This is a genomic window from Methanoculleus marisnigri JR1 (assembly GCF_000015825.1).
Taxonomy (GTDB): Archaea; Halobacteriota; Methanomicrobia; order Methanomicrobiales; family Methanoculleaceae; genus Methanoculleus; species Methanoculleus marisnigri.
On record NC_009051.1, the window covers coordinates 1,406,023 to 1,429,231 of the forward strand.

Annotated in this window: 22 protein-coding genes; 13 read left to right on the plus strand and 9 right to left on the minus strand. The window is 63.2% G+C overall.

What is annotated here, in order from left to right:
- Positions 1 to 40: 40 nt before the first annotated feature.
- Positions 41 to 202, minus strand: coding sequence for a hypothetical protein (locus MEMAR_RS13140; RefSeq protein ID WP_187147913.1), 162 nt, complete (start codon positions 200 to 202; stop codon positions 41 to 43).
- A gap of 121 nt (positions 203 to 323) precedes the next feature.
- Here MEMAR_RS13140 and MEMAR_RS06935 point away from each other — a divergent pair, with 121 nt between their 5' ends.
- Positions 324 to 737, plus strand: coding sequence for a secondary thiamine-phosphate synthase enzyme YjbQ (locus MEMAR_RS06935; protein ID WP_011844255.1), 414 nt, complete (start codon positions 324 to 326; stop codon positions 735 to 737).
- 132 nt (positions 738 to 869) lie between these two features.
- Here MEMAR_RS06935 and MEMAR_RS06940 read toward each other — a convergent pair whose 3' ends face one another.
- Positions 870 to 1,133: a UPF0147 family protein gene (locus MEMAR_RS06940; RefSeq protein WP_011844256.1), complete on the minus strand. Its 264-nt coding sequence runs from the start codon at positions 1,131 to 1,133 to the stop codon at positions 870 to 872.
- 66 nt (positions 1,134 to 1,199) lie between these two features.
- Here MEMAR_RS06940 and MEMAR_RS06945 point away from each other — a divergent pair, with 66 nt between their 5' ends.
- Positions 1,200 to 1,583 carry an Sjogren's syndrome/scleroderma autoantigen 1 family protein gene (locus MEMAR_RS06945; protein ID WP_011844257.1) on the plus strand — a complete coding sequence of 128 codons (384 nt, stop codon included), beginning with the start codon at positions 1,200 to 1,202 and terminating at the stop codon, positions 1,581 to 1,583.
- Here MEMAR_RS06945 and MEMAR_RS06950 read toward each other — a convergent pair.
- A complete protein-coding gene (locus MEMAR_RS06950) occupies positions 1,574 to 3,829 on the minus strand; it encodes a DEAD/DEAH box helicase (RefSeq protein ID WP_011844258.1) in 2,256 nt (751 codons plus the stop codon). The genes MEMAR_RS06945 and MEMAR_RS06950 overlap by 10 nt on opposite strands.
- A complete protein-coding gene (gene glyS / locus MEMAR_RS06955; RefSeq protein ID WP_011844259.1) occupies positions 3,826 to 5,556 on the minus strand; it encodes a glycine--tRNA ligase in 1,731 nt (576 codons plus the stop codon). The genes MEMAR_RS06950 and glyS overlap by 4 nt, the downstream gene beginning before the upstream one ends.
- A 307-nt stretch (positions 5,557 to 5,863) precedes the next feature.
- Here glyS and MEMAR_RS06960 point away from each other — a divergent pair, with 307 nt between their 5' ends.
- The 6 genes from MEMAR_RS06960 (at position 5,864) to MEMAR_RS06985 (ending at position 13,322) form a co-directional block, all read left to right on the plus strand.
- A complete protein-coding gene (locus MEMAR_RS06960) occupies positions 5,864 to 6,472 on the plus strand; it encodes a helix-turn-helix domain-containing protein (RefSeq protein ID WP_011844260.1) in 609 nt (202 codons plus the stop codon).
- A 62-nt stretch (positions 6,473 to 6,534) separates the two neighbouring features.
- Entirely contained in the window at positions 6,535 to 7,209 is a 675-nt protein-coding gene (locus tag MEMAR_RS06965) for a metal-dependent hydrolase (protein ID WP_011844261.1), read from the plus strand.
- 862 nt (positions 7,210 to 8,071) lie between these two features.
- Entirely contained in the window at positions 8,072 to 9,034 is a 963-nt protein-coding gene (locus tag MEMAR_RS06970) for a sulfurtransferase (protein WP_011844262.1), read from the plus strand.
- Positions 9,035 to 9,764: 730 nt separating this feature from the next.
- Positions 9,765 to 10,739, plus strand: coding sequence for a TIGR00341 family protein (locus MEMAR_RS06975; protein WP_011844264.1), 975 nt, complete (start codon positions 9,765 to 9,767; stop codon positions 10,737 to 10,739).
- A gap of 238 nt (positions 10,740 to 10,977) precedes the next feature.
- Positions 10,978 to 11,985 (plus strand): phosphate uptake regulator PhoU, encoded by a 1,008-nt coding sequence (locus MEMAR_RS06980; protein WP_011844265.1) that lies wholly within the window; start codon positions 10,978 to 10,980, stop codon positions 11,983 to 11,985.
- An 83-nt stretch (positions 11,986 to 12,068) separates the two neighbouring features.
- Positions 12,069 to 13,322, plus strand: a complete 1,254-nt coding sequence (locus MEMAR_RS06985; RefSeq protein WP_011844266.1) for an SLC13 family permease — start codon at positions 12,069 to 12,071, stop codon at positions 13,320 to 13,322.
- A gap of 3 nt (positions 13,323 to 13,325) precedes the next feature.
- Here the strand turns inward: MEMAR_RS06985 and MEMAR_RS06990 are convergent, their stop codons facing one another.
- On the minus strand, positions 13,326 to 14,198 hold the full coding sequence (locus tag MEMAR_RS06990; RefSeq protein ID WP_011844267.1) for a Clp1/GlmU family protein: 873 nt from the start codon (positions 14,196 to 14,198) through the stop codon (positions 13,326 to 13,328).
- Positions 14,199 to 14,311: 113 nt separating this feature from the next.
- Between MEMAR_RS06990 and MEMAR_RS06995 the strand changes: the two genes are divergently transcribed.
- The gene (locus MEMAR_RS06995) at positions 14,312 to 14,833 is read left to right on the plus strand and encodes a hypothetical protein (RefSeq protein ID WP_011844268.1); all 522 of its coding nucleotides are present in this window, start codon (positions 14,312 to 14,314) and stop codon (positions 14,831 to 14,833) included.
- A gap of 133 nt (positions 14,834 to 14,966) precedes the next feature.
- On the opposite strand, the gene MEMAR_RS07000 is transcribed toward MEMAR_RS06995, so the two are convergent.
- Positions 14,967 to 15,443, minus strand: coding sequence for a pyridoxamine 5'-phosphate oxidase family protein (locus MEMAR_RS07000; protein WP_048063787.1), 477 nt, complete (start codon positions 15,441 to 15,443; stop codon positions 14,967 to 14,969).
- 370 nt (positions 15,444 to 15,813) lie between these two features.
- On the opposite strand from MEMAR_RS07000, the gene MEMAR_RS07005 reads away from it, so the two are divergent.
- Positions 15,814 to 17,127 carry a hypothetical protein gene (locus MEMAR_RS07005; RefSeq protein WP_245526563.1) on the plus strand — a complete coding sequence of 438 codons (1,314 nt, stop codon included), beginning with the start codon at positions 15,814 to 15,816 and terminating at the stop codon, positions 17,125 to 17,127.
- Between the two features lie 27 nt (positions 17,128 to 17,154).
- On the opposite strand, the gene MEMAR_RS07010 is transcribed toward MEMAR_RS07005, so the two are convergent.
- Entirely contained in the window at positions 17,155 to 17,652 is a 498-nt protein-coding gene (locus tag MEMAR_RS07010) for a metallophosphoesterase (protein WP_011844271.1), read from the minus strand.
- Between the two features lie 231 nt (positions 17,653 to 17,883).
- Between MEMAR_RS07010 and MEMAR_RS07015 the strand changes: the two genes are divergently transcribed.
- Positions 17,884 to 18,075, plus strand: coding sequence for a hypothetical protein (locus tag MEMAR_RS07015; RefSeq protein WP_011844272.1), 192 nt, complete (start codon positions 17,884 to 17,886; stop codon positions 18,073 to 18,075).
- Positions 18,076 to 18,093: 18 nt separating this feature from the next.
- Here MEMAR_RS07015 and MEMAR_RS12740 read toward each other — a convergent pair whose 3' ends face one another.
- Positions 18,094 to 19,332, minus strand: coding sequence for a GNAT family N-acetyltransferase (locus MEMAR_RS12740; protein WP_011844273.1), 1,239 nt, complete (start codon positions 19,330 to 19,332; stop codon positions 18,094 to 18,096).
- A gap of 9 nt (positions 19,333 to 19,341) precedes the next feature.
- A complete protein-coding gene (locus MEMAR_RS07025; protein ID WP_143706451.1) occupies positions 19,342 to 20,757 on the minus strand; it encodes an ATP-binding protein in 1,416 nt (471 codons plus the stop codon).
- A gap of 170 nt (positions 20,758 to 20,927) precedes the next feature.
- Here MEMAR_RS07025 and MEMAR_RS07030 point away from each other — a divergent pair, with 170 nt between their 5' ends.
- Positions 20,928 to 22,517: an NAD+ synthase gene (locus tag MEMAR_RS07030; protein WP_011844275.1), complete on the plus strand. Its 1,590-nt coding sequence runs from the start codon at positions 20,928 to 20,930 to the stop codon at positions 22,515 to 22,517.
- Entirely contained in the window at positions 22,517 to 23,197 is a 681-nt protein-coding gene (locus MEMAR_RS07035; protein WP_011844276.1) for an endonuclease III domain-containing protein, read from the plus strand. The genes MEMAR_RS07030 and MEMAR_RS07035 overlap by 1 nt, the downstream gene beginning before the upstream one ends.
- Positions 23,198 to 23,209: the final 12 nt, after the last annotated feature.

A 23,209-nucleotide genomic window follows, 5' to 3' on the forward strand; every position in this document is an offset into this window, starting at 1 on the left:
CCGGGAGCGTCTCCTCCCCGGCGCCTCTCTCAAAAACAGGTTAGAATTCCGTTTTCCTGAAGTACCTGAGCGCCTCCGGCCGGTGCTGTTCAAGCTCCGCGAAGAAGTGCTCTGCAAGTTGCGGGTCGGAGTCGTTGATCGCCTGCTGCAGAGTGCGCATCAGCCAGCCATGGATCTCCTGGCCGCGGTCAAGCGTATTCATCACGACGACGACCGCCTCGCCCACATCTCGTCTGTCGTTCCATCAATACACCGTACCACCATCTTTTCCGCGGGTTTTATCCGGCCGGAGGACAACAGGACGTTCGGATGAGGTGTCTGTGATGTTTCGTACGACGATAAAAGTAGATACGCACGGCGAGGGGGAGATCGTCGACCTCACGCCCAGGGTGGCGCAGGCGGTCGCCGAGAGCGGTGTTCGGGAAGGCCTCGCGAACGTCTTCGTCGCGGGCTCGACCGCCGCCGTCACCACCATCGAGTACGAGCCCGGCGTGCTCTCCGATCTCTCCCGGGCGCTCTCGGTCATCGCCCCGGCCGATATCCCCTACGCCCACGATGCGGCGTGGGGCGACGGCAACGGCCGCTCCCACGTCAGGGCGGCAATCGTCGGCCCGTCGATCTCTATTCCGGTCATCGCCGGTGCGCTCGCGTGCGGCACCTGGCAGCAGATTGTCCTCTTAGAACTCGACGTGCGGTCGAGGCGCGAGCGCACGGTCTACGTCACCGTCACGGACTGACGCCGGGGACGGGGTGAGATACACAGCCCGATTGCCGCACGGCGGGCAAAAGAGGTACGGTGTTGCCGGCAACCCGGATTGTATCGCCCTGCTCCCGGTGTTAACCGGAATCGTTCGGGAAGAATGAGTGATTTAGTCGAGAGGTACCGTTTCGAGTTGAGATACCAGTTCCCAGATGCGGGTCCGTGCGTGGACCGGCATGTTCGGGTCGTTGCTGATCTCGTCTATCATGGAGATTGCGGTTGCGGCGCGAAGACCAATGCTCCTGGAGTCGTCCTGGAGAACCGATTTGGTCGAGTCTGCGACGCGCCGGATATTTCTTGGAATGGTAGAATCCTCACTGATATTCTGTAGCATCTGGATGCAGATCCGTATTGTTTCGTCTGGACTTGCCATTAGAATTACCCCTCTATTATTAATGGCATCCAGACATATATAAGTTCATTAAGGGAGTTCAACGAAATGACGGCTGATCAGGCTGACGAAGTCATGGCCGGGTATCTCCTCAAGGGAGGAAAGATGCTCGCTAAATCCTGTAAAGTCTGCGGCTACCCCCTCTTTGAGTATAAGGGAGAGACACAGTGCGTCGTCTGCCCGCTTGCTGCTTCAGAAGAACCTCTTCCCACACCGGAGCCGCCGGCACCGGCCCCAGAATCCGGGCGGTCCCCGGCACCGGCACCGGCCGCACGGGAGGAGCCGCAGGGCGAAGCTGCCGTGGAGATCGAGCGGACGATCGTCCACCTCTGCGAACGGATCAGGGAAGAACAGAGGCCCGAAGAGTGCCTGACCCTGATGAAGGCGGTCGAGCGGGGCGCGAGAGCCCTCGCACGACTGGGTCAGCGGTAAGGTCTGCGGGCAAGATCCCATATCGCACGGGCGGTCTTTTCCCCGATCCCGTGCACCGCCGCCAGCTCCTCCGGTTCGGCATCGACGATCGCCTTGAGCGAGCCGAAGTGTTCGAGGAGGAGACGTGCGCTTTTTAAACCGACGTTCGGAAACGCAGCGAGCGCGTACTCCTGCTCCTCACGAACCGAGCGGTAAGACTTCTTCGGGTGCACCTTCCGCTCTCCCCGCTCGCTCCCCTCCCGCTGTGCGAGGACGTAGAGCGTATCGGCGGTGTCGTCCGCATCCCGCGTACGTATCAGCGCGACGCCCATATCGACCGTGATGGCCGCAAGCGTGCCCCGGATAGCGTTCGGGTGGATGTTTCGAACCGAATAAAGGTCGTCCTCTCCTTCGATGATCAGGACGGGACGCGGCACCGCGTCGGCCATCGCCTTGATCTGCCCGAAGAGATCGCGCTCGACGAGGGTGTTCATGAAGTCCTGCACGGTCTTCCTCTCCACGAGGATGCGGTCGCCGACGGCGTAGTCGCCGACCTCGAGGCGCTCCAGCGCGATCGATGCCCCGAGTTCGTACAGGCGCCCGACGACCCTCGACGACGTCTCACGGTCGTCGACGGTGATCGCCGGTCCCGCCGGAGCAAACGAGAGGATGTCCGCCTGCCTAGTGGCGGACGGGACGGCCGGGGCGGGGATCGGGGCGGGGGCGGGTGCCGAGCTCATACCCTTGATCCCCGTCACCATCGCCCGCTCCCGGCTCTGGCTCACGTACCGGAATGTCTCATCGGACGTGCCCTTCGTCACCAGCACGACGATCGTGCCGCTGCCGCTTCTCCCGGTTCGTCCCTTCCGCTGGATGCTCCGGATCTCCGAGGGGACGGCCTCATAAAAGATCACCATATCCGTCGAGGGGACGTCGAGCCCCTCCTCGCCCACGGAGGTCGCGACCAGGCACCTGAACTCGCCCTCCCGGAACCGGGCGAGGCTCGCGATCTGCTCCTTCTGCGAGAGTCCCCGCTCCGCGTCCCGCGACGCCTGGCCGACGAACCGCTCGCAGGCGATGCCGGCAGCGGTGAGCGTATCCACGAGCGTCTGGACGGTGTCGCGATAGGTGGCGAAGACGATGATCCGGCTCTCGGGGTGCGCCGCGAGCTGCGCCCGCACCAGTTCGCGGACGATCGAGGCCTTGGGGTGCAGTTCCTCCTTCCAGCCGGCTGCGGCCTCGACGAGGCTTTTGTAGGCAGGGTCGGCGACGAGGCGCTTGCTCGCTTTGCTCCCTGCGCTCGAGACTCCTTCCGCACCGAGCCGGGCGAGATAGTGCTTGAGCGCCTCGCTCCCTTGCGTCTCGGCAAGCGATATGGCGTGCCGGAGTTTCATGCACTCGGCATGCAGGGACGCCGCGATGAACGCCGATGGATCGCGTGTCCGTATACGCTGCTGGATCTGGGCGTTCAAGGCGTTGAGCGCCTTCATCGAGAGTTTGTCCGGTTTCGGGACGCGGAAGTTGAGTTTCGCGAGCCGGCCAAGACGCGACTCCACGAGCCCCCGGAGGACGACGAGCGCCGCCTGCAGTTCTTCGGGCAGGTAGACGTCGACGTACTGGATATCACGCTCGTGGATGTAGGGCCGGACGTCCTCGTCGGTTTCCACCCTCGTCTCGACCGCCTCGATGCGCAGGTTGTTGCAGACCTCCTGCACCTTCGCCTGGTCACCGCCGGGCGAGGCGGTCATCGCGAGCAGCAGGGGGTCTTTTGCCGCGGTGCAGTAGTGCCCGGCAAGGAAGACATAGGCGTAGTTCCCCACCGCCCGGTGGCACTCGTCAACGACCAGCAGCACGACGTCGGCGAGGCTGTACCTCCCTGCCAGGCAGTCGTTCTTGATCACCTGCGGGGTGGCGAAACAGACCCGGCACGCTTCCCAGGCCCGCGCCCGCTCCGCCGGGGGGGTGTCCCCGGTGAACATGGCAAAATCGGACTCATCCGGCTCGGAGCCGTCCCGGATGAGCAGGAACTGTTTGAAGAAACGGAGGTGCTGCTCAACCAGGGGTTTCGTGGGCGCAAGCACGAGCACCCTCCCCGGGTGGGAGTGGAGGCGGGACGCCGCGACAATGAGCGCGACGGCCGTCTTCCCGAGGCCCGTCGGGAGGACGACCATCGTGTTCGCATCGAGCGCCCGGAGCGCGATGGAGAGTTGATACCGCCGTTCCTCGATGCTTTCCGGCCGGATCAGCGGGTGGGAGACGTAGTTCATGCCCTGATTTCGCGGAACGTGGCGGCACCGGAGATGAGTGCGGAGAGAACCTCCGGCAGCCGCTCGATCGGTATGCGGACCTGCTCCATGCTGTCGCGGTCTCTCACGGTCACGGTGTTGTCTTCGAGCGTTTCGTAGTCGACGGTGACGGCAAAGGGCGTCCCGACTTCGTCCTGTCTCCGGTAACGCCTGCCGATGGCGCCGGAGTCGTCGTACTGGGCGAGAATGCGGCACTGCGTGAGCCTCTCCGTGATCGTCTGCGCGACGGTCTCGAGGCCGTCCCGGTTCATCAGCGGAAAGACGGCGACCTGGATCGGCGCGACCGCCGGCGGGAGCCGGAGCACTTTCCGGATCTCGCCTTCGACCTCTTCCTCGGCGTAGCTGTGCTCCAGAGCAACGTAGATCATCCTATCGATGCCGTACGACGGCTCAATGACGTGGGGCATCACCTCTTCGCCGCGAACTTCGACCTCCTCTTCCCGGACCTGGTAGAGGTCGGCGGGGATGAAGAACTCCTCGCCGTCGACGGTGACCCGCGCACCGTCCTCTCCCGGCTCGGATGCGGCGAGAGCATCCGCGATTGCCTTTGCCTTGCCGCGGTACCGCGGGCCGAGCACGCCCATGTCGGCCGTGATCCGCCGCTTTACGACCCTTTTGGGCTCGTCATAAGGCATGAAGACCGTCATCGAGGTGCCGGAATGTCCCGCATGCGAGCGCAGATCGTAGTTGGTGCGGTCGGCGATGCCGACGATCTCGACCCACCCGAACCGGCCGGAGTAGACCTCGGCGTCCCAGCAGTCGGCCGCATAGTGCGCCCGCTCATCGATCAGGTGCTGGCGGAACCGGAGTTTTACCGGGTCGACACCGATAGCGGTCAGGATCCGGTGCGTCAACGCGATGTAGTAGGCGACGTACTCGTTCGCGATAACCCCCTCGTCCACGGCGGCACGCATCGTCATTGCGGCCGGCTCCTGGCCGTCGAGCTGCCGCGCGATGGTGAGGAGAGGGGCCGTGTAGTCCGCGTAGCGGTGGAACGCGGGATGATCCTTCCGGTCGGGGTGAACGAAGATCTCGGCCTCCGCCTGGGAGAACTCCCGCAGCCGGATCATGCCCTGGCGGGGGGAGATCTCGTTTCTGTAGGACTTCCCGATCTGAACGGCGCCGAAGGGGAGTTTGTCCCGGTAAAATCGCAGGAGCCGGGAGAAGTCGGTGAAGATGCCCTGGGCGGTCTCGGGGCGCAGGTAGCCCTTCCGTTGCGAGCCGGGGCCGATTGTCGTCTGAAACATAAGGTTGAACGCGAAGACGCCCGCTTCGCCCAGGGGTTCCTTGCACGACGGGCAGGGAAGTTCGTAGAGCGCCGCCTGGAGCGCCTCCGCAGAAAGCGTGCCCGCGTTCTCGATGCCGTTCTCCTCCGCGATGTGATCGGCGCGGAGGTACTCGCCGCAGTGCGGGCACTGCACCATCTTGTCGGCGAACTCTTTCACATGGCCGGATGCGACGAAAATCGCTTCGTTTCCGACGGTGGGGCATTCGATCTCGTAGTAGCCTTCCTGGAAGACGTAGAACGACCGCCAGAGATTCTCGACGTTTCGCTTCAGCATCGCTCCGAGCGGGCCGTAATCGATGAACCCGGCAATCGACCCGTATATCTCGGATGAGGGCCAGACGAAACCTCGTCTTCTGGCTACTTCCATGACTTTTTCGTAAATATCGCTCGTCTCGGCCATAGTCTTGCAGTACAGTTGAGCGGCGGTGCTAATAAAGAATAGTCCTCACCTCGCGCGGGATCACGATTCTTCGAGAAATGGGCAGTGCGGCAAAGTTTTTTTTCACGGCGGGGAATATCCCGGAAGATATGGTTACATCCGCAGAAACGATCCATCTGTTTTGAGAGTTTATATGGTAAACTTTAAATGTTAGCGGTTGTAATGTAGGGAACGTTACGCCCCGGTCGGGGGAGAACCTTTATATACAGGGTCGCCATGGGTGACCCCCAGAACCAGACGGTGGAATGCAGAACTGAGAGAGACGGACATGGCAGAAGATACCCGCAAGCAGCAGCTCCTCGAGCTGTTCACGACCATCACGAACAAGAAGACGATCGTTGAACCGATGAGAAAGGTTCACGGTACGCTCCGGGATCGCGACGCTGTGGAACGCGAGATTGCCCTGATCATGCGGGAGATCCTCGATCGGGGGTATTTCAAGACCAAACTCGCCCCGCGGCAGCTCGCGAAACTCGTGGTTGCGTATTACGACGGCAAGAACGACACCGAAATCGCGAGGGCGCTCGGCGATGAGAAGTTGAGCAAGACCGTGGCACGTGCCCGGGTCCGCCTCAAACTCTTCAGGGAGCTCGATTTCAAGATGCCGTTCGATCAGGCGGAGATGGCGGAACTTCTTGATTCGGGGAAGACCATGAAGGAGATCAGCGAGGAACTCGATATAAGTCCCTCGACACTTCGTGAGTACCGCCACGTGATCGACCAGCAGAGAGACACCACTCTCGACCCATTCCTGGAACGGATCAGGGACGTCATGGAGGACCGCGATCTCTCCGAGATGATGACGCGCGGTGTCGCGAACGACGGCCTTAGCGAAGCGATCGACATCACCGAAGCGATCGACATGGGGGAGTTCTGAACCCCGGTTCATCCTCATAATCCACTGAACATTTTTTAGTATTACGAATCGATCTCTTCTCCATGAGGTTGACCTGGCTTGGCCACGCGTGTTTTTCTCTTGCAGGATCGCGGACGATCGTCATCGATCCTTTCATCCCGGAGGGATCGCTTCCCGCGGAGCCCGATATCGTTGCCGTGACGCACGCCCACGCCGACCACCTGGGCATTGCCACAGAACTCTCGAAGAAGACGGTCGCCGTCAACGAGGTGGCGAAGTACCTGAAAACGAAGGGCGTTCCCGCCGAACCGATGAACCTCGGCGGCACCATCACCGTCGACGGCGTCCGGTTCACGATGACGCCCGCGCTCCACTCGTCGTGGCTGGAAGACGAGGGACCGGGGTTCTACGGCGGTGTGGCCGCCGGATTCGTCATCACGATGGACGGTGTCAGCGTCTACCACGCCGGCGACACGGCGCTCTTCTCCGATATGCAGCTCATCCGCGACCTCTACCGGCCGGACGTGGCGCTTCTCCCCGTAGGCGGGTGCTTTACGATGGGGCCCGAAGAGGCGATGATCGCGGCGCGATACATCGGCGCGCCGCTCGTGGTCCCGATGCACTACGATACCTTCCCCGCCATCCGGCAGAACCTGGAGGAGTTCAAGCGGACCATCGAGCGCACGACGTCGATCCGGGTCGCGCTGCTCTCGCCGGGAGAGAGCATCGAGGTCGGCCCGGAAAAGGCCGGGGAGTGAGGGGGGGCCCCACCCCGTTTTGCGATTACAGAGAGCGTATGCCCGGGTGATGGTGTTTCGGTGGCACGTATGGCCGAGGATTGAGGAAGATCAACTCATACTTTCGGTGCTCGTGCTCCTCCGGCCACATTTTGGGACATCTCAAGTCCCGTGCACGGATTTCCACTGGGAGTCGCACCTTTGGTGCTCCAACTCCGTTCCTGCCGAAACGTCGTTTATCGCCATTGGGGAGTGCGGCTGGCCGAAGGTGCGATGTTCCGGTGGAACGGAGCTGGAGCACCGGTAGGAACGACGTTCCATGGGAACGGAGTTCGAGCACCGGAGGTGCGAGGTGCGGGGGCAGGAGCATGAGAAGAACGAAGTTCTTCGGGGGGCTGACGGGGAGTGCGATGGGCGGAACGCCCGGAGCTCGAGCACCCGAAGGGTGCGGAGTGCGAGCGTAGCGAGCTTGAGCACCGGAGGTGCGAGTGCGATGGTTCGGAGCGCGACTGCCGTCCCGGCAGGAGCGTGAGCACCGAAGGTGCGAAGAACCGGAGCTCGAGCACCCGAAGGGTGTGGAGTGCGAGCGAAGCGAGCTTGAGCACCGACAGGTGCGAGCGAAGTGAGCATGAGAAACTCGAAGAGTTTCGAGGGGTGAGCATCCCCCCTCCCCTGTCCCCACGTTACACCTTCAGACTTCATTGCTGCAGACAGTTCTGCTCCTGCAACCCCCACTCGAAGACCTTCGGTCTTCTCAAGCTCCGGACGTCCCGTCCGTCGCACCCCCCACCCAACCCTGCACAAAGATATATGTGGTCTCACGCCTGGAGTGACGCGGGCTCACCGGGCCCCGGTGAGAGTATCCAGTATGAGGTGAGGGAAAATGGAAGAGAAGATGTTTACTCCCGGCGGCATGGAGCGCCTGCAGGCCACGAGCGACCGGGAGAATATCCCGTATCCCCGTGGGGACGGCAAAGTCAAACTGGTGAACTCGGAGTGGCTGGACCGCCACTTAACCGACACAAACCTGACGGTCATCGACGTTCAGCCGAATATACACGACTACATCCAGGAGCACGTCCCCGGTGCCGTCTACCTGACCGAAGGCGTCCTGCGGGTATCAAACCGCGGCTTCCCGGGGTCGTACAGCCCGAACGCCTGCATCCAGGAGTCGTTCCGGCGTGCAGGCATTACGGCCGACTCCCCGGTCGTCGTCTATACCGGGAAAGGCGCGTTCTCCGGCGCGGGCGACGGGCTCGGGCAGACGATGATGGCCTACACCCTGGCGAAATACGGCCACAACGCCGTGTACATCCTCGACGGCGGGATTGACGCGTGGAAGAGCGAGGGGCGGGAACTCTCGCAGGACTACCCCCCGGTCGAACCGTCGGATTTCACCGTCGAGGTCCGGGACGACTACCCCATCGGGTACGAGGAGTTCGTGCGGATCAAGGACAACGACGATGTGGTCGTGCTCGATGCACGCCCGGCAAAGGTCTATGAAGGGAAGGGGCCCTGGCGGAAGGCCGGGCATATCCCCGGTGCCGTCAACCTGCCCTGGAAGAGCCTGATGCACGAGGCGAACCCGGCCCGGCTTAAATCCAACGACGAACTCGACATGATCCTGGAAGAGCACGGCGTCGACCGGAGCAAAACGGTCATCTGCTCGTGCGGGACCGGAAGGGAAGCCACGAACGAGTTCGTCCTCTTAAAGTGGCTCTACCTCTACCCGAACGTTCGGATCTACGAGGGATCGTTCACCGAGTGGGTTACCTACCCGGACAACCCGGTCGTAGAGGGGTCGGATCCCCGAGGGGCGAGAGTCGAGACGGCTTCTGCACGGTAATCCTTAAACGTCCGGGCAACCGGCCAAAACCTTTATTTTCTATATTTCCCAAACAGAAACCATTAAATATTACAATGCACTAGATAGACCTAGAGAGATTTGGATTCACACAAGACACTTCCCCCCTTGACGTCGTCTTTTTGTGTATCCTCTTCTCTCTAAAAGCGACGGGCCGGAGCTCGAGAAAACGCGAAGCGTTTTCGAGTTGCGAGGTTCCGCAGGAACCGAGCAGGAGCACCGTCAAGGTGCGACTTGCGACTGCCGGAACGGCAAGAGCACCGCAGGCACGAAACCGCATTTCTTCCGGGATTACCGTCCACCGGCAGGCAGGTCTCCGCGACGCACCGCCGCGTTTTGCCGAGCAAGAACGTCTTCAGGACCGCCGATTCTTTGATAACCCGACATCTCCCGTATCCAGGCAACATTTATGTTCATCCGTCACCATTACACTCTTCGTGGATAGTACTGTCGCCGGGATCGCCCCCGTAGACGATGAAGAGCCCGGCGATCACACGATGGGGGACGCCTTGTCGACATTTCTCACCCTGGAATACCCGTATTGCTACGTAGCGGAGCACTGCCTCCGTGCGCCTGCCGACTGTTATGGTGCAGCATCCGCCTTTGCAGGATCGGCTCCCGGGGAGAGTCTGCGGCCGGGCACACGGCATGAAACAGACCAGGCGCGGGAACTTGCGCGCATCGGCGGAGCCGCCGACGGCCGGACGGAGACATGAAGAAGATCGTCGTTCACGTGCGGGAGGACGGGCACGAGAAGATAGAAGAAGTTCTCGAGGGCCTCCATTACACGATATCGCTCGTTCAGGACATCTACCAGATCACCATATACACGCCGGAGGAGAACCTCGACGACCTGATCGAGAAGATCCAGGCCGTACTGGACCTGCGGTACAACGAGAACATAATCGAGGTATCGACGCCGGAGTTCGTCATCTCGTCGCTCCTGAAACGTGCCGAGAAGAAGGTCGAGAAAAAGGAAGAGAAGACACCGGTCGAGAAACTGCTTGACACCGTTAAGGATTATGGAACCCTGGATCTCGAAAAGTTGTCGTTGACGTCCATCGCCGGACTGGTAGCCCTCTCCGGCCTGCTCCTCGACAACCAGACGATCATCATCGGGGCGATGCTCCTCTCCCCGATCATGGGCCCGATCTACGGGTTCTCCGTCTATGCCGCGCTCGGCAGGATCGAGAACGCCATGCGCTGCCTCGGCGTGCTCGCGGCGCTGCTCCTGGGTGTCCTCGTCCTCTCCGCAATCGCCAGTTTCCTGATCAACCTCGTCATACCGCTCACGATGACCGACGAGATCGCCACGCGCCTCGTGGTGAACCCCATCTACACGATAATGGCGGTGCTCCTCGGATTCGCGGCGGTGGTGGCGTTCAACCGGGGCACGTCAGAGGTGATCGCCGGCGTCGCCATCGCTGCCGCCATCATCCCGCCGACGGTGGTGGCCGGCCTTGTTCTGGTGCTCCAGCCCATGAGCCTGATCACTACTGCGCTGCTGGTGGCCGGGCAGGTTGTCGGGCTGATAGCCGGGGCGCTCGTCGCCGTGACCGTGCTGAAGATCAAACCCCGGGATACCCGTGACCAGAATATCGCAAGGCGATATATGACGTGGTCGGTCGCGATGATCGTGCTGCTGATCGTCCTGCTTCTCTGGATCTCGTGGCTCATGTGGAGTTAGCGGCGCCATCGCACCGAGCGTAACCAGGAGCGTGCCGGCCCGGGATCCGGCTTCTTCCTGGCGCGACCGTTCCCCGGGCGCTACGCCGATCCGGACCATATGCTTACCATGCAGGTGCCCCGAGCAGACAGACGTTCCCGAAGGAGACTATATGGATATATTCACCCCCCATAAACTCCAGTGGGGTATATACCACGCAGAATGAATATATCCTGACGGCGCCAACGCCTACCAATCCATGGAGATCAGAAAAGTCCAGATCACCGGGGGTTCGTCGTACATCGTATCCCTGCCGAAACAGTGGATCAGGTCCGCGAACATCCAGAAGAACGATCCGGTGGGACTGGTTGTGCAGCCCGACGGATCGCTCCTGATCACCCCGAAGATCAGCGGTGAGTCGGCCCACCGGACCCGGGTCTTCGAAGTGGGGGCCGCGACCGACCGCACCTACCTGCTCCGCCTCCTCGTAGGGGCGTACATTGCCGGGTTCACGACCATCCGTCTTGAGTCGAAAGGAAGAATGCCGCCGTTCATCCTGCAGCTCGTCCGGGAGTTCACGCAGATGGCGATCGGGCAGGAGGTGGTCGGCGAGACCAACACCTCGATAACGATCAAGGATCTCCTCAATCCAACAGAGATGCCGTTCGAGAACACCATCAAACGGATGCACCTTCTCGCGCGGGGCATGCAGCAGGACGCGATGGCCGCGATACGGGGGCAAGATACGGCTCTTGCGGGCGATGTCGTCGTGCGGGACACGGAGGTCGACCGGCTGCACTGGCTCGTTGCGCGGCAGGACAATCTCATCGCGAACGACGCCACGCTCGCGCGCCGGATGGGCATCCCGGCAACCCGGGCGGCGTACTGTTTCCAGGTAAGCAGGATCATCGAGCGGATTGCCGACCACGCCACCCGGGTCGCGCACAACGCCCTCCTCCTGATCGACCGGGATATCGAGGCGGCGACGCTCGATCTCATGGACGAATCAAGCGCGCTTGCGCTGCAGATCTTCTCGTGGAGCATGGAGGCGTTTCACACGGGAGACGTCGAAAAGGCGAACACGACGCTTCAGAGGGTGCGCGACCTCGAGGAGATGGCCCGCGACATCAATACCCGGGTGCTCCGGTTCGATGCGGTGACGGCGATCCCGACAGGGCAGATTGCAGACAGTATCCGGCGGATCGGGGAATATTCCGGCGACATCTGTGAGAGCGTCATCAACTATACCGTCGGGCAGACGGCCTGACGGCCCGTCGGCCCCGGGAGCTCTTTTTTTCGGGTAGAGAGCAAACCAATCGATAACGCGCAAGTATCTTCACCGGCGATATCATGGGCACACTCATCCCGCTCGTCGTTCTCGTCATCGTCTTCCTCCTGATCGCGATCCGAAAGATCGGGAACACCGACTTCCGCATCTGGCAGGTGATGCTCCTCGGCGCGGCGGCCGTCCTTGCAACAGGATCGATCGCGCCGCTCGACGCGCTCGCGTCGATCAACCTCGACGTGATGCTCTTCCTCTTCTTCATGTTCGTGATCGGGGAGGCGCTTGCGTCGAGCGGCTACCTCTACCACCTCTCCTTCCGCCTCTTCTCGCGGGCAGGGTCGGTCCGGCACCTGGTCGTTCTCATCCTCATCGGCGCAGGCGTCCTCTCGGCGCTCCTGATGAACGACACGCTCGCGGTCGTCGGCACCCCGCTGATGCTCTACTTCGCCCGGCGGCACGGCATCTCTTCAAAACTCCTGCTCTTAGCACTTGCGTTCGCCGTCACGACGGGAAGCGTCCTAAGCCCCATCGGGAACCCGCAGAACCTCCTCATCGCGCTCTCGGGCGACGTTGCAAACCCGTTCATCACGTTTCCCCTCTACCTCGGCGTCCCGACGGCGATCTCCCTCCTGCTCGCCTACGCCTTCCTCCGCCGGGCGTTCCCGGACGAACTCAACTCCACCGTTCCGCTGGTTCACCGCGAGGAGGCGATCTGTGATCCCGCGCTCGCGGCCCTCTCCCGCCTCTCGCTCATCCTGCTCGTCCTCATGATCGCGGCAAGGGTCGCCGCGGTGATGCTCGTCCCGGGCATCGATATCCCGCTGACCTGGATCGCGGCCGCTGCGGCCGTTCCCATCCTCGCCGGGAGCGGGCGGCGGTTCGAGATCCTCCGCCGGATCGATTGGCCGACACTTGCCTTCTTCGCCGCCCTCTTCGTCCTCATGGCGAGCGTCTGGCAGTCGGGGTTCTTCCAGCCGTTCATCGAGGGAAGTTCGCTCGATCTCGCCGCCGTCCCGGTCATCGTCGCAACCGGCGTCGTCGCCTCCCAGTTCATCTCAAACGTCCCCTTCGTCGCCCTCTTCCTCCCGGTCCTCTCCCACCTCGGGACGTCCACGGTCGGGATGATGGCGCTTGCGGCCGGCAGCACCATCGCCGGGAACATGCTGATCCTCGGCGCGGCAAGCAACGTCATCGTCATCCAGGGTGCGGAGAAGGAAGGCGAGACACTGACGTTTTGCGAGTTCGCGCGGGTCGGCGTCCCGCTCACCCTCGCCCAGGCGGTGGTGTACGTGGTCTGGCTCTCGCTCGTCCCGGCGTGAGACTCAGGGCCCAAACGACTCCATCGACCCCGGAACCGCCCCGAGATCCAGGTATATCGAACCGAACCGGACCGACGCGACGGCGGCCGGGTCGAAGGGCGGGGCGAAGACCTCGAGCCGCCGTCCTCCAGGGTGCAGATCTTTGACGATGCCGAGGGCGACAACAAAGTTCTCGGGGTCGTTGAGGGAGACCAGGCGCCCGACGACCCCGCGGGGGTTCCCGAGATCAGGCACCCTGCCCTGGAGACCGAGCCCACGGAGCGGGATCTCCTGCAGTTCTGCGCCGGCAAAATAGGATGCGAACCGTTCCTCGCGGTAGCGCCGCCGCCCGGCGGCTGGACGGGCGACGACCGCAGGGGATACGGGGATTCTGTGGATTGCAACCCCCGGGCGGCGGGCGAAGTTCGCGAGGAGCCGTTCGAGTTCACGCCCGCGCTGGAGGGCGACGATGCGGGTGGGGCGCAGGAGGTCGATCATCTGGAACTGGAACTCGATCCCCACCCCACCGGCGACGAGCCCGGGCGAGTCGATGACAATGACGCGGGCGGAGAGTTCTTCGGCCTTCTCGACGAGGCGTTTTGCCCCCGTGATGGTCTGGACGAAGTGGCCGCCCGGAGACGTCGAGCCGACGAACCGGAGGTAGGTGGGGCCGGAACAGAGGACCATCCCCTCGGTCGTCGGCGGGCCGATCCGGGACTGCCCGGTATCGCAGTCGACGTATGCCGCCCTCGTCTGCGCGGCCGCCGTATCGACGAGGTACCGGCAGAGCGTCGTCTTCCCGCTGTCCGTCGATCCGACTACGTAGACGCGCTCCCCGGCATCCGACCTCCGGAGTGCCGCGGCGAGGCCTTCCCATCCTTCCCCGATGTCGATCAAACCCGGTACGCCTCCCTGGAAGAACTGTTGCGCTCCAGGGATATAACGCACCCCGCCGAAAGGCCGCACCCCCCGGGGAGAACTTTATCTAAAGGGTGCCCTTATCTGCGGCCATGAACAGAACGGCATCAACCACTGAGCCGGTGCCTGCAGCCCTCGGCAGGACGTTTCCCACCCTCATGGCGACGTCACTCTCCGGCAGGGTCGTCACCCTCCCCGACGATGCGGGCGGCGACGTCTCGCTCGTCGTCCTCGTCTTCCTCGAATCTGCAGGGCCGATGGAAGAGTCATGGAGCGGCCCGTTCACCGGGGCGTTCACCGGGAATCCCCGGGTGAAGACCTACCTCGCTCTAGTCGTCGGCGACAGCCTCGTCGGCAGGTCCCTTGCCGACCGCATCCGGCAGGGACTCGCGGGCGGCACCCCTCCCGCAAAGCACGACCAGGTGCTGACCGTCCCGGAGGATATCGAGCGGTGCCGGCGGGCCTACGGGATCGGCGATCCGTCGCTCGCCTACATCTACCTCCTGGACGGGCGCGGCATCATCCGCTGGATGGAGAAAGGGACCGCGACACCAGAAGGCCTCGCCGGCCTGCTCGATAGCGCCGGAACGATACTCGAACCGCTTCTCGCGTGACTCACGGCGACGGGCAAAAAGGCGGGACGCGAGCGAGGGCGAGCGTCGCGGCCGCCCGGTCCCTTCCCGGGCTCACAGGGGTTCCGCACACCGGGGCATCTGTTGCCCCGAACAGGTTCCGATAAAAAAAAGGTCAGAGGTTCTTCAAGGCAACGATATCGGTCACGCCGGTAAGTTTCCAGATGTTCGAACGCTCTTCGGAGGCGATCGCCTCGATCGGCTCCTCGGGCTTATGGCCGAGCGCCGCAAGGATGTTTTTGGAGAGGCTATGCGCCTTGATCATGTTCACGAACTTCTCCCTGACGAGCTTCTTCTCGATCGCGTCCTCAAGCTGCACCAGGTACCCCTGCATCGTCACGAAGGTGTAGCAGGAGAGGTCGCCGGAATACCTCTCGACCTCGACGGAGACGTACGGGTGCTGCCGGAAGAGGTCGTTCTTCCTGCCGTACTTGGTTGCCAGGAAGTAGAGAAATTTTCCGTCGAAGACGTACAGGAACGGGGCGATATACGGGTATTTTCCCCCCTGAAATGCGATACGGCTGAGAAACCCTTCCTCGATGAGCTTGTCGTACTCCGCCTTGTCCATATTCGGTATCTTCACGATCTCCATCGGGCATCCTCCTATGCCGGTAACCCGTGAGAGTTCATATAAGTTTCCACAAGACGACGCGAAACCTCCGGCAAACATCCGACCAATCCCCGGAATGTCGGTCTTAACGGCCGGGAGCCCCGGCAATGACTCTTTCGCAGCCGGGATTATGCCCCACTCCCTGCAGGGTTCTGTTGCACCATGAGCGGTCTGCGGGTCTTTTGCCGGCTGCTCCAGGCCACGGCCCCGGCGACCCGGCCATGCTGCCGGGTATGCAGGGTCGCGGATGGTACAGATGTGCCGGTACCGAAAACGGTTTTGCCGGAGAACTCTTTTTTCTAAACAGAAAATATAATAATATTTATATTCATCAACTGAAAGAAAAATGCACATGAGCAAGCACCACCAGAGCGCTCTGATTCTCCTTGGAATTGCCGTCTGCGCGGGATTCCTCCTCTCCGTACCAGCCGCTGCCGGCTCCGGCCAGGGGCTCACGGTTCTGGAGACGGGAGAGCTGCTGTCGCTCTCGCTCAGGGAGCTTCCGGCGGCAGAGAACGGATCGGAGCCATCCGGTGATCCTGTACTCCCGGACGAGAACGGTACCCCCGATGTTGTCCCGGTGCTCCCCGAAGACGAGGCTGACCCCGACATGCCCGCGGTGACCCCCGACATGGCTCCGGTAACCCCCGACGAGGATAACACCACCGGTGCAGTTCCCGCCCCGACCGGTGCCGACGTCGGCACGGAGCCGACAATGCCTGCCGGTGAAACCGGCAGTTACGACGACGAACGGCTGGCGGGGTTGGTCGAGACCGCCAGCATACGCCTGATGCGGCTCTCGATGGAGCACGCCCACGCCCTCTACCTGCAGGATGAAGATGCCGCCGCTACGGCCGCAGACGACCTGCATGCATTCTCCGTCAGGCTGCTTGGCGAGGTGGAGCCGCTCCAGGTCTCCCCGGAACGGCAGCCTTTCAAGGACGAATTCGTCAGGTCGCTCGAGGCATACTCCCTGGCAAGCTCGAAACTTCTCGGCTCGACCGATGCCGGCGAGGATGCCGTTCCGGCGGCCTTCAGTGATCTGGCGGCGGCGTCGGAAAACCTTGAGACGGTCAGCCGCGAGGCCGGCGAGATACAATCCCGTGCACCCATGGTGAGCTTCGCCGCCGCGGCGCCCGGCATCCCGGCCGGAACCGGGCCCGCCGTAATTCCGCCCCCAAAAAAGGTGCTCCATCTCCTGGATCGCCATACATACGACGATCCGGGCGGCGAGAATATGATCTCGGTGCTCGCCGAGTCCTCCCGAACCGCAACGGCATACCGGGAGGTTCCCGGAAATGAGTCGACACCGACCGTCGAAGCAGGCGAAGGGCGCACGTTCCTCCTCGTTGCCGTCAAGTCGACCAACCTCGGGCACAAGGGCGACTCCGACCTCTACACCATCGAGGCGCCCGCAAGGGACGCGTTCGTCCTCGAATACGGGGGAACCACGGTTGCCCCCCTGGATGTTCCGCCCTTCACCACGCTCGGGGAGTCGTTCGACAAAAAGCCGCTTGAGCGGTACGAATCGCTGAAAGGCTACCTCTACTTCGATGTCCCGGATACGTTCGAGGTCTCGGAAGCGACGCTCAGGGCGGATCTCGGGTATGCCGGCACCCCGGCCTGGAGACTCGAAGAGAGATCCAGCGACGCGGAAGCGGTATAACCCGCACCACCTCTCTTTTTACCCCCCTCAGAGGGAGAGCAGTTCCACGTTCCGGGTTCCCGTATCCAGCACGGCAACGGTCGGCCGCCCGGTCAGGTACCCGCAGGCCTCTCCGGGATTGACGACCAGCGTCCCGCAGAGCGTTCTGACCTGCGCCTGGTGGGTATGGCCGTGAACCATGACGTCGAAGGCCTTCCGCACGATGAGCGCCTGCAGGAGTTCCCGGTCATCGCCGTGGAGCAGCCCTATCGTCATGCCGCCTGCGGTGACGGCGGCAAACGTGCCCCGCAGGCTGAGCCGGTCGTGCTCGGCGAACCGTGCCGAGAGGAGACGGTGATCACCGTCGTTGTTCCCGAGGACGCCGATCATGGGCGACTGCAGGTTCGCAAGCCGGGGGATGACGAACGGCGAGACGTAATCCCCGGCGTGAAGCACCAGATCTACCCGTTCCCCGTTCAGCTGTCGTACGGCTGCGTCCACCATCTCGAGGCAGTCATGTGTGTCGGAGAGGATCCCGATGCGCATGTATGCATCCTTGGGCACCGTCACGATATATATGGCTGCCCATCGCCGCAGGGGCAGGAGAATGTATCCCTCTATTACGACCCCCAAGGATGCGCTTCTATACACATCTCCCCGGAAATCAGGAATATTAATACCTAATCCTGCTATTTAAAGCGCAAAATCTTTATAACGATGCCATCCGATACTGGAATGGGAGCATGCTCCCGGAATTATGCCGGGAGCACAGAACGAATGGATCTGCAGAGGGACAGCATGTGGGCGTACATCAAGTGCTCTGACGGCAGAACAGAGGAGCGGGAGTTTCCTGCAGGGGTATACATCGAGATCGGCGACATCCTCGAGGACGGGTCGGTCGTCATCGACGTCCCGTACCCCGACGAGATCGAAGAGGACATGGATTTTCCGGATCTCTACGACGACTGAAACTGACGGGGAGAACCGTTATCGCCGGAACCAGCCTGCGGCCCGGCGCATCGGCTGGACGTTCGCCCCCTCCATCTCCCCCAGGGCAAATGCGAACCTTGCCCGGATCGTCGGCGGAAGGTCGCTCTCGGGTATCGATATGAATCCATACTCCCCGTAGAAGTCGACGAGGTTTCTGACCGAGTGCATGTACAGGGTATCATGCTGGCACGCCTCGACGAGTGCGTCCATCGCCCGCCGGGCATATCCCCGACCCCGGAACCTGGCGGGGGTGAAGACGCCGTCCACCTCATAGCCGTCCGGGTGCCGGCGGCACCGGGCGACGGAGACCAGCGTGCCGCCGACAAAGACCCCGAATATCCGATCCGTCTTCGGGTTCGCCTTCAACTCGTGGTAATCGAGCCAGATCTCTTCTGCGAGCCCGAACTCTTCGCTCCTGAGTTCCCGGGTCTCGATCTCCAGGCAGATAGAGACCGCCAGCACCAGCACCGGCTGTTTTACGCACCCTATAACGGCACTCGTGACGCTCCCGAGCGGTGCGGCTCCCGCAGCGTCACGCCTCCCTATGCGCGGGATGGCAACCAGGGATGCGCCGATCTCGTCCGCCACGGCGCAGATGGTGCGTGCCGGATCCCCGGTCCGTACCAGCGGCTCGAGTTCCCGCCCGGAGGGCGACAGACTGTCTTTCAGGGCGGCGAGCCGGCCGCCGGTCTCCCGTTCGGCCTCCGAACGCCCGGGTTCGACGACGTGCAGGAGTGCCCACGTCCCGTCCCCGGCAACACCCTTGAGGAGCGAGCGGACTTCGGGTGCCGGGTCCGCAAGATCGGTCGGCACCAGCAGCCGCGAGAAGAGCGCCTGCCTGTCACCTGCCGTCGATTGCGGTACGATCAGGACGTGCACCCGGGCGTCCCGGAGCACGGTGGCCGCAACGTTGCCGGAGAAGAGGTTCCGGAGAAGCCCCTGGTCTCTGACTCCCATTGCTACCAGGTTCGCCCCCGTCGCCAGGGCGGTCCGGAGGATCCTCGCCGGGAGATCAGTCCCGTCATCCTCCGCAACCACCACCTCGACGGGGAAGCCCTGCCGCTGCACCAGTTCCCGCATCCGGCGGAGCGCATCCTCATCGGCAGACGAGAGGGCTGCCGATCTTTGGGCGTGGACGAGGACGACCTCGCGGACGCCCGGAACCTCGCCGACCCGCTCCGCCATGGTGACGGAGGCCGCGGAGAAGTCTGTCGGAATAAGCACCTTTGCAAACATTCTTCTGCCTCAGATTATCCGGTATCCAGCCGGGGGCACGTGTATCTCGAACCTCGCCCCCCTGCCGGGCGTTCCGGTCTCCCGGATTGTCATGTTCGTGATGGCAAGGATCTCCCGGACGAGGAAGAGCCCGAGCCCGCCCTCGATGCCGACACCGTAGTCAAAGATCTGCTCCTTCTCCGCTTCGGGAATTCCCACGCCGTCATCCTCGATAGAGATCACGAGCCCGTCGTCCAGGATCCGGTAGGTGATGACGACCGACGATACAGTCTTCCCGTGCCGGGCGGCGTTCTCCAGCAGGTTCGAAAAGACCCGGTCGAGCATCGGATCGGCGAAGACCTCGAGCCGCTCTACCCAGGAACGAACCGATATTCCGGGAAGCACCAGACGCGACGTCACCTCCCAGATCACCTTCTGAACTGGCTGCCAGCCCGACGGCCGGAGGCCGAGATCCTGGTAGTCCCGGGTGATCTCTGCACGCCGCTGCACCACCCGAGCGTCCTCTTCCAGGCTCCGGAGATACCGGTGGATACCAGGGTCGTCGAACTCCCGCATCCCTCCGGCGATCCGCTCGAGGAGTCCCGATACTGCCGCGGCGAGATCGCTCCGGGTGAGATGGCCCAGCATATTCAGTTTGGCGTTCGTCCGGCGGAGTGCGTCTTCGGCGTTCTTCCGGGCGGTGATATCGACGAGCGTGAGGACGATCCGCTCGCCCGGGAGCCGGCCGGCTGATACGAGCACCTGGACGGCTGTTCCGTCGATTCGGAGAAGCACTGTCTCGTAGTCATAGAGGGTTCCACTGCGGTCGATATCCGCCGCTAGCGTTTCCCAGGCTTCTGGATCTTCGAAGAACCCGGCGACGTGCTTCCCGACCAGATCCTTCGTCGTGAAGCCGAGGAGCGCGGCGCCCACGTAGTTCGTCTCCTCGATCTGCGGCCCGGACTCGCCGGGGGCAATGATGAACGTTCCCGCCTCCGAGTTATCGAAGATCCCCCGGTACCGTTCTTCCTGCTCCCGCAGCCGGAGAGAGAGGAACGACACGACGGTGCCGACGGCGGCGAAGACTACCGCCCGCGAGAGCGCCGAGACGACCGCTCCGGCCTCTCCCCCGGTGAAGGGCAGGGCCAGCGCCAGGTACCCGAGAGCCAGGGCAAGCGAGAAGAGGATTCCGCGGCGGGGGAACCAGTAGGCGGCAAGGACGATCGGCAGGTACAGCAGGTGCGGGAGGACGATGGTGACGCCGGCAAGGAGGCCGGCGGCGTTTGCGATGAAGGCAACGAGAACCGATGCGGCAACCAGGAGGAGCCGGGTATCCCGGATTGCGGATCGGCGGCTGTACGAGGTCAGGCTGACCCCCCCCGGATACAGGTGCGCCACGCAACCGATGCGCCGGATCTCCGGCCGGGTGAGATCGCTCCACGGCATGCTCTCTGCATAGTCCTCTATAAGGCGCATTGACTTCCGGCCATTAAAAGGGGTATGGTCGGCGGGCGCGGGCAGTCAGGTGCCGGGAGACTTCCGTCCCGCGAGAATACGGCCATGCAAAGACATATGCCATCCGTTTCGCCATTACTGATCATAATCGGGGAAGTACCATGAAGATCTCACTCCTCCAGGTGAACACAGTCGTCGGCGACCTCGCCGGCAACGCCGGCCGGATTGCGGCGGGCACACGCGAGGCGGCCCGCCACCGACCGGACCTGATCGTCGCCCCGGAACTCTCCCTGACCGGCTGCCCGCCCCGGGATCTGCTCCTGCAGGCGGGGTTCATAACCCGGAGCCTCGCCGTCCTGGATGACCTGGCCGCCGGGCTCGCGGATGCCCCACCGGTGCTCGTCGGTTTCGCCGAGCCGAACCCCGCCGGAACCGGCCGACCGCTCTTCAACGCCGCCGCCCTCCTCCGGGACGGGGAGGTGCGGGGGACGTTCCGGAAAACCGCAATCTCCGGCAGCTTCGATGAAGGCCGCTACTTCGAGCCGGCGGCCGGGAGCCCCGGGACATTCCACCTCGGCGAGAGAACGGTCGGGGTCGCCATCGGCGAGGAGATCCGGTGCGGCGGAGAGGTGCCGGACGTGATCGTGAACCTCTCTGCGTCGCCGTTCGTCATCGGAAGACAGTGCCTGCGCGAGGAGATGTTCTCCCGGGCCGCGAAGGAGAACCGGGTCGCGATCGTCTCGGCAAACCTCGTCGGCGGGAACGACGACCTGGTCTTCGACGGCCGGAGCGTTGCTTTTTCCGCAGACGGAACCCTCATCGCCCGCGGTGCGGCTTTTGCCGAGGAGATCGTAACCATCGATCTCGCCCGCCCCGCCCCGCAGGCGGTCGCTCCCGACGACCAGGGGCCCGAGTCCGAGATCTGGCGGGCGCTGGTGCTCGGCACCCGCGACTACGTCCATAAGTGCGGATTTAGATCCGTCCATCTCGGTCTCTCCGGCGGGATTGACTCCTCGCTCGTGGCCGCCGTCGCCGCCCGGGCGCTCGGGCAGGAGAACGTCCTCGGGGTGCTCCTCCCCTCTCCCCACACCTCCGCGGAGAGCATCGAGGATGCCCGGGAACTTGCGGCGAACCTTGGTATCCGGGTGCAGTGCATCCCGATTGCTCCTATGATGGAGGCGTTCGACAGCGGCCTCGCGGACGTCTTCGCGGGGCTTGCCCCCGACATCACCGAGGAGAACCTGCAGGCCAGGATCCGGGCGACGGTTCTGATGGCACTCGCGAACAAGTTCGGCTCCATGCTCCTCTCGACCGGGAACAAGTCGGAGGTCGCGGTCGGCTACTGCACCCTCTATGGGGATGCGGCGGGGGGGCTCTCCGTGATCGCGGACGTCCCGAAGGGGATGGTCTACCGGATTGCCCGGTGGCTGAACGCCGAACGCCCCGTCATCCCCGAGAGGGTGCTCAAAAAACCCCCCTCAGCGGAGCTCCGGCCCGGCCAGACCGACCAGGAGATCCTTCCTCCCTACGACCTCCTCGACGCGATCCTTCACCGTCTTATCGACTGTCTCGAGTCGCCCGACGAGATCATCGCCGCCGGGTATCCCGAAGAGACCGTCCGGGAGGTCGCCGGAATGGTCGAGCGGGCTGAGTTCAAGCGCAGGCAGGCCCCGCCCGGGATAAAAGTGACCGACAGGGCGTTTTCCACCGACTGGCACATGCCGATCGCCGCGAAACCCTGGTGGCGGTGATGGCGGCGACCCTCACCGAGGATCTCATTCAGATCTACGACGCCCTCTTCGCGGCGTTCGGCCACCAGCACTGGTGGCCCGCAAAGACGCCGTTCGAGACGATGGTCGGCGCGATCCTCACCCAGAACGTCTCCTGGACGAACGCGGCGCAGGCCATCGCAAACCTCGAAGACGCCGGGATGCTCGACCCCCGCCTCCTCGCCGAGGCCGATACAGCAGATATCGCCCCCCTGATCGTCCCTTCCCGGTACTACAACCAGAAGGCGGAGCGGATCCGGGAGTTTTCCCGAGTCTATGTCAGGGAGTTTCGCGCCGACCCGGCGGCGATGGCGGCCATGGAGACCGGCGAACTCCGCGAGCGGCTGCTCGCCCTCCGCGGTTTCGGGAAGGAGACAACGGACACCATCCTGCTGTATGTCTGCGAAAAGCCGGTCTTCGTCGTCGATGCCTATACCCGGCGGATATTCTCGCGCTACGGCTTCCTCCCCGAAGGGGCGTCCTACGACCTGACGCAACGGCTCTTTGCCGAGAACCTCGAGCCGGACGCGGAACTCTTCAACGACTACCACGCCCAGATCGTGCGCCTGGGGAATACTATCTGCAAAAGATCGCCGCTCTGCGACCGCTGTCCCATCCGCGAGGTTCGCGGGACGCTCCGGTGCGCCGTGGGGCGGGGGTGAAGGGTGTTAGGT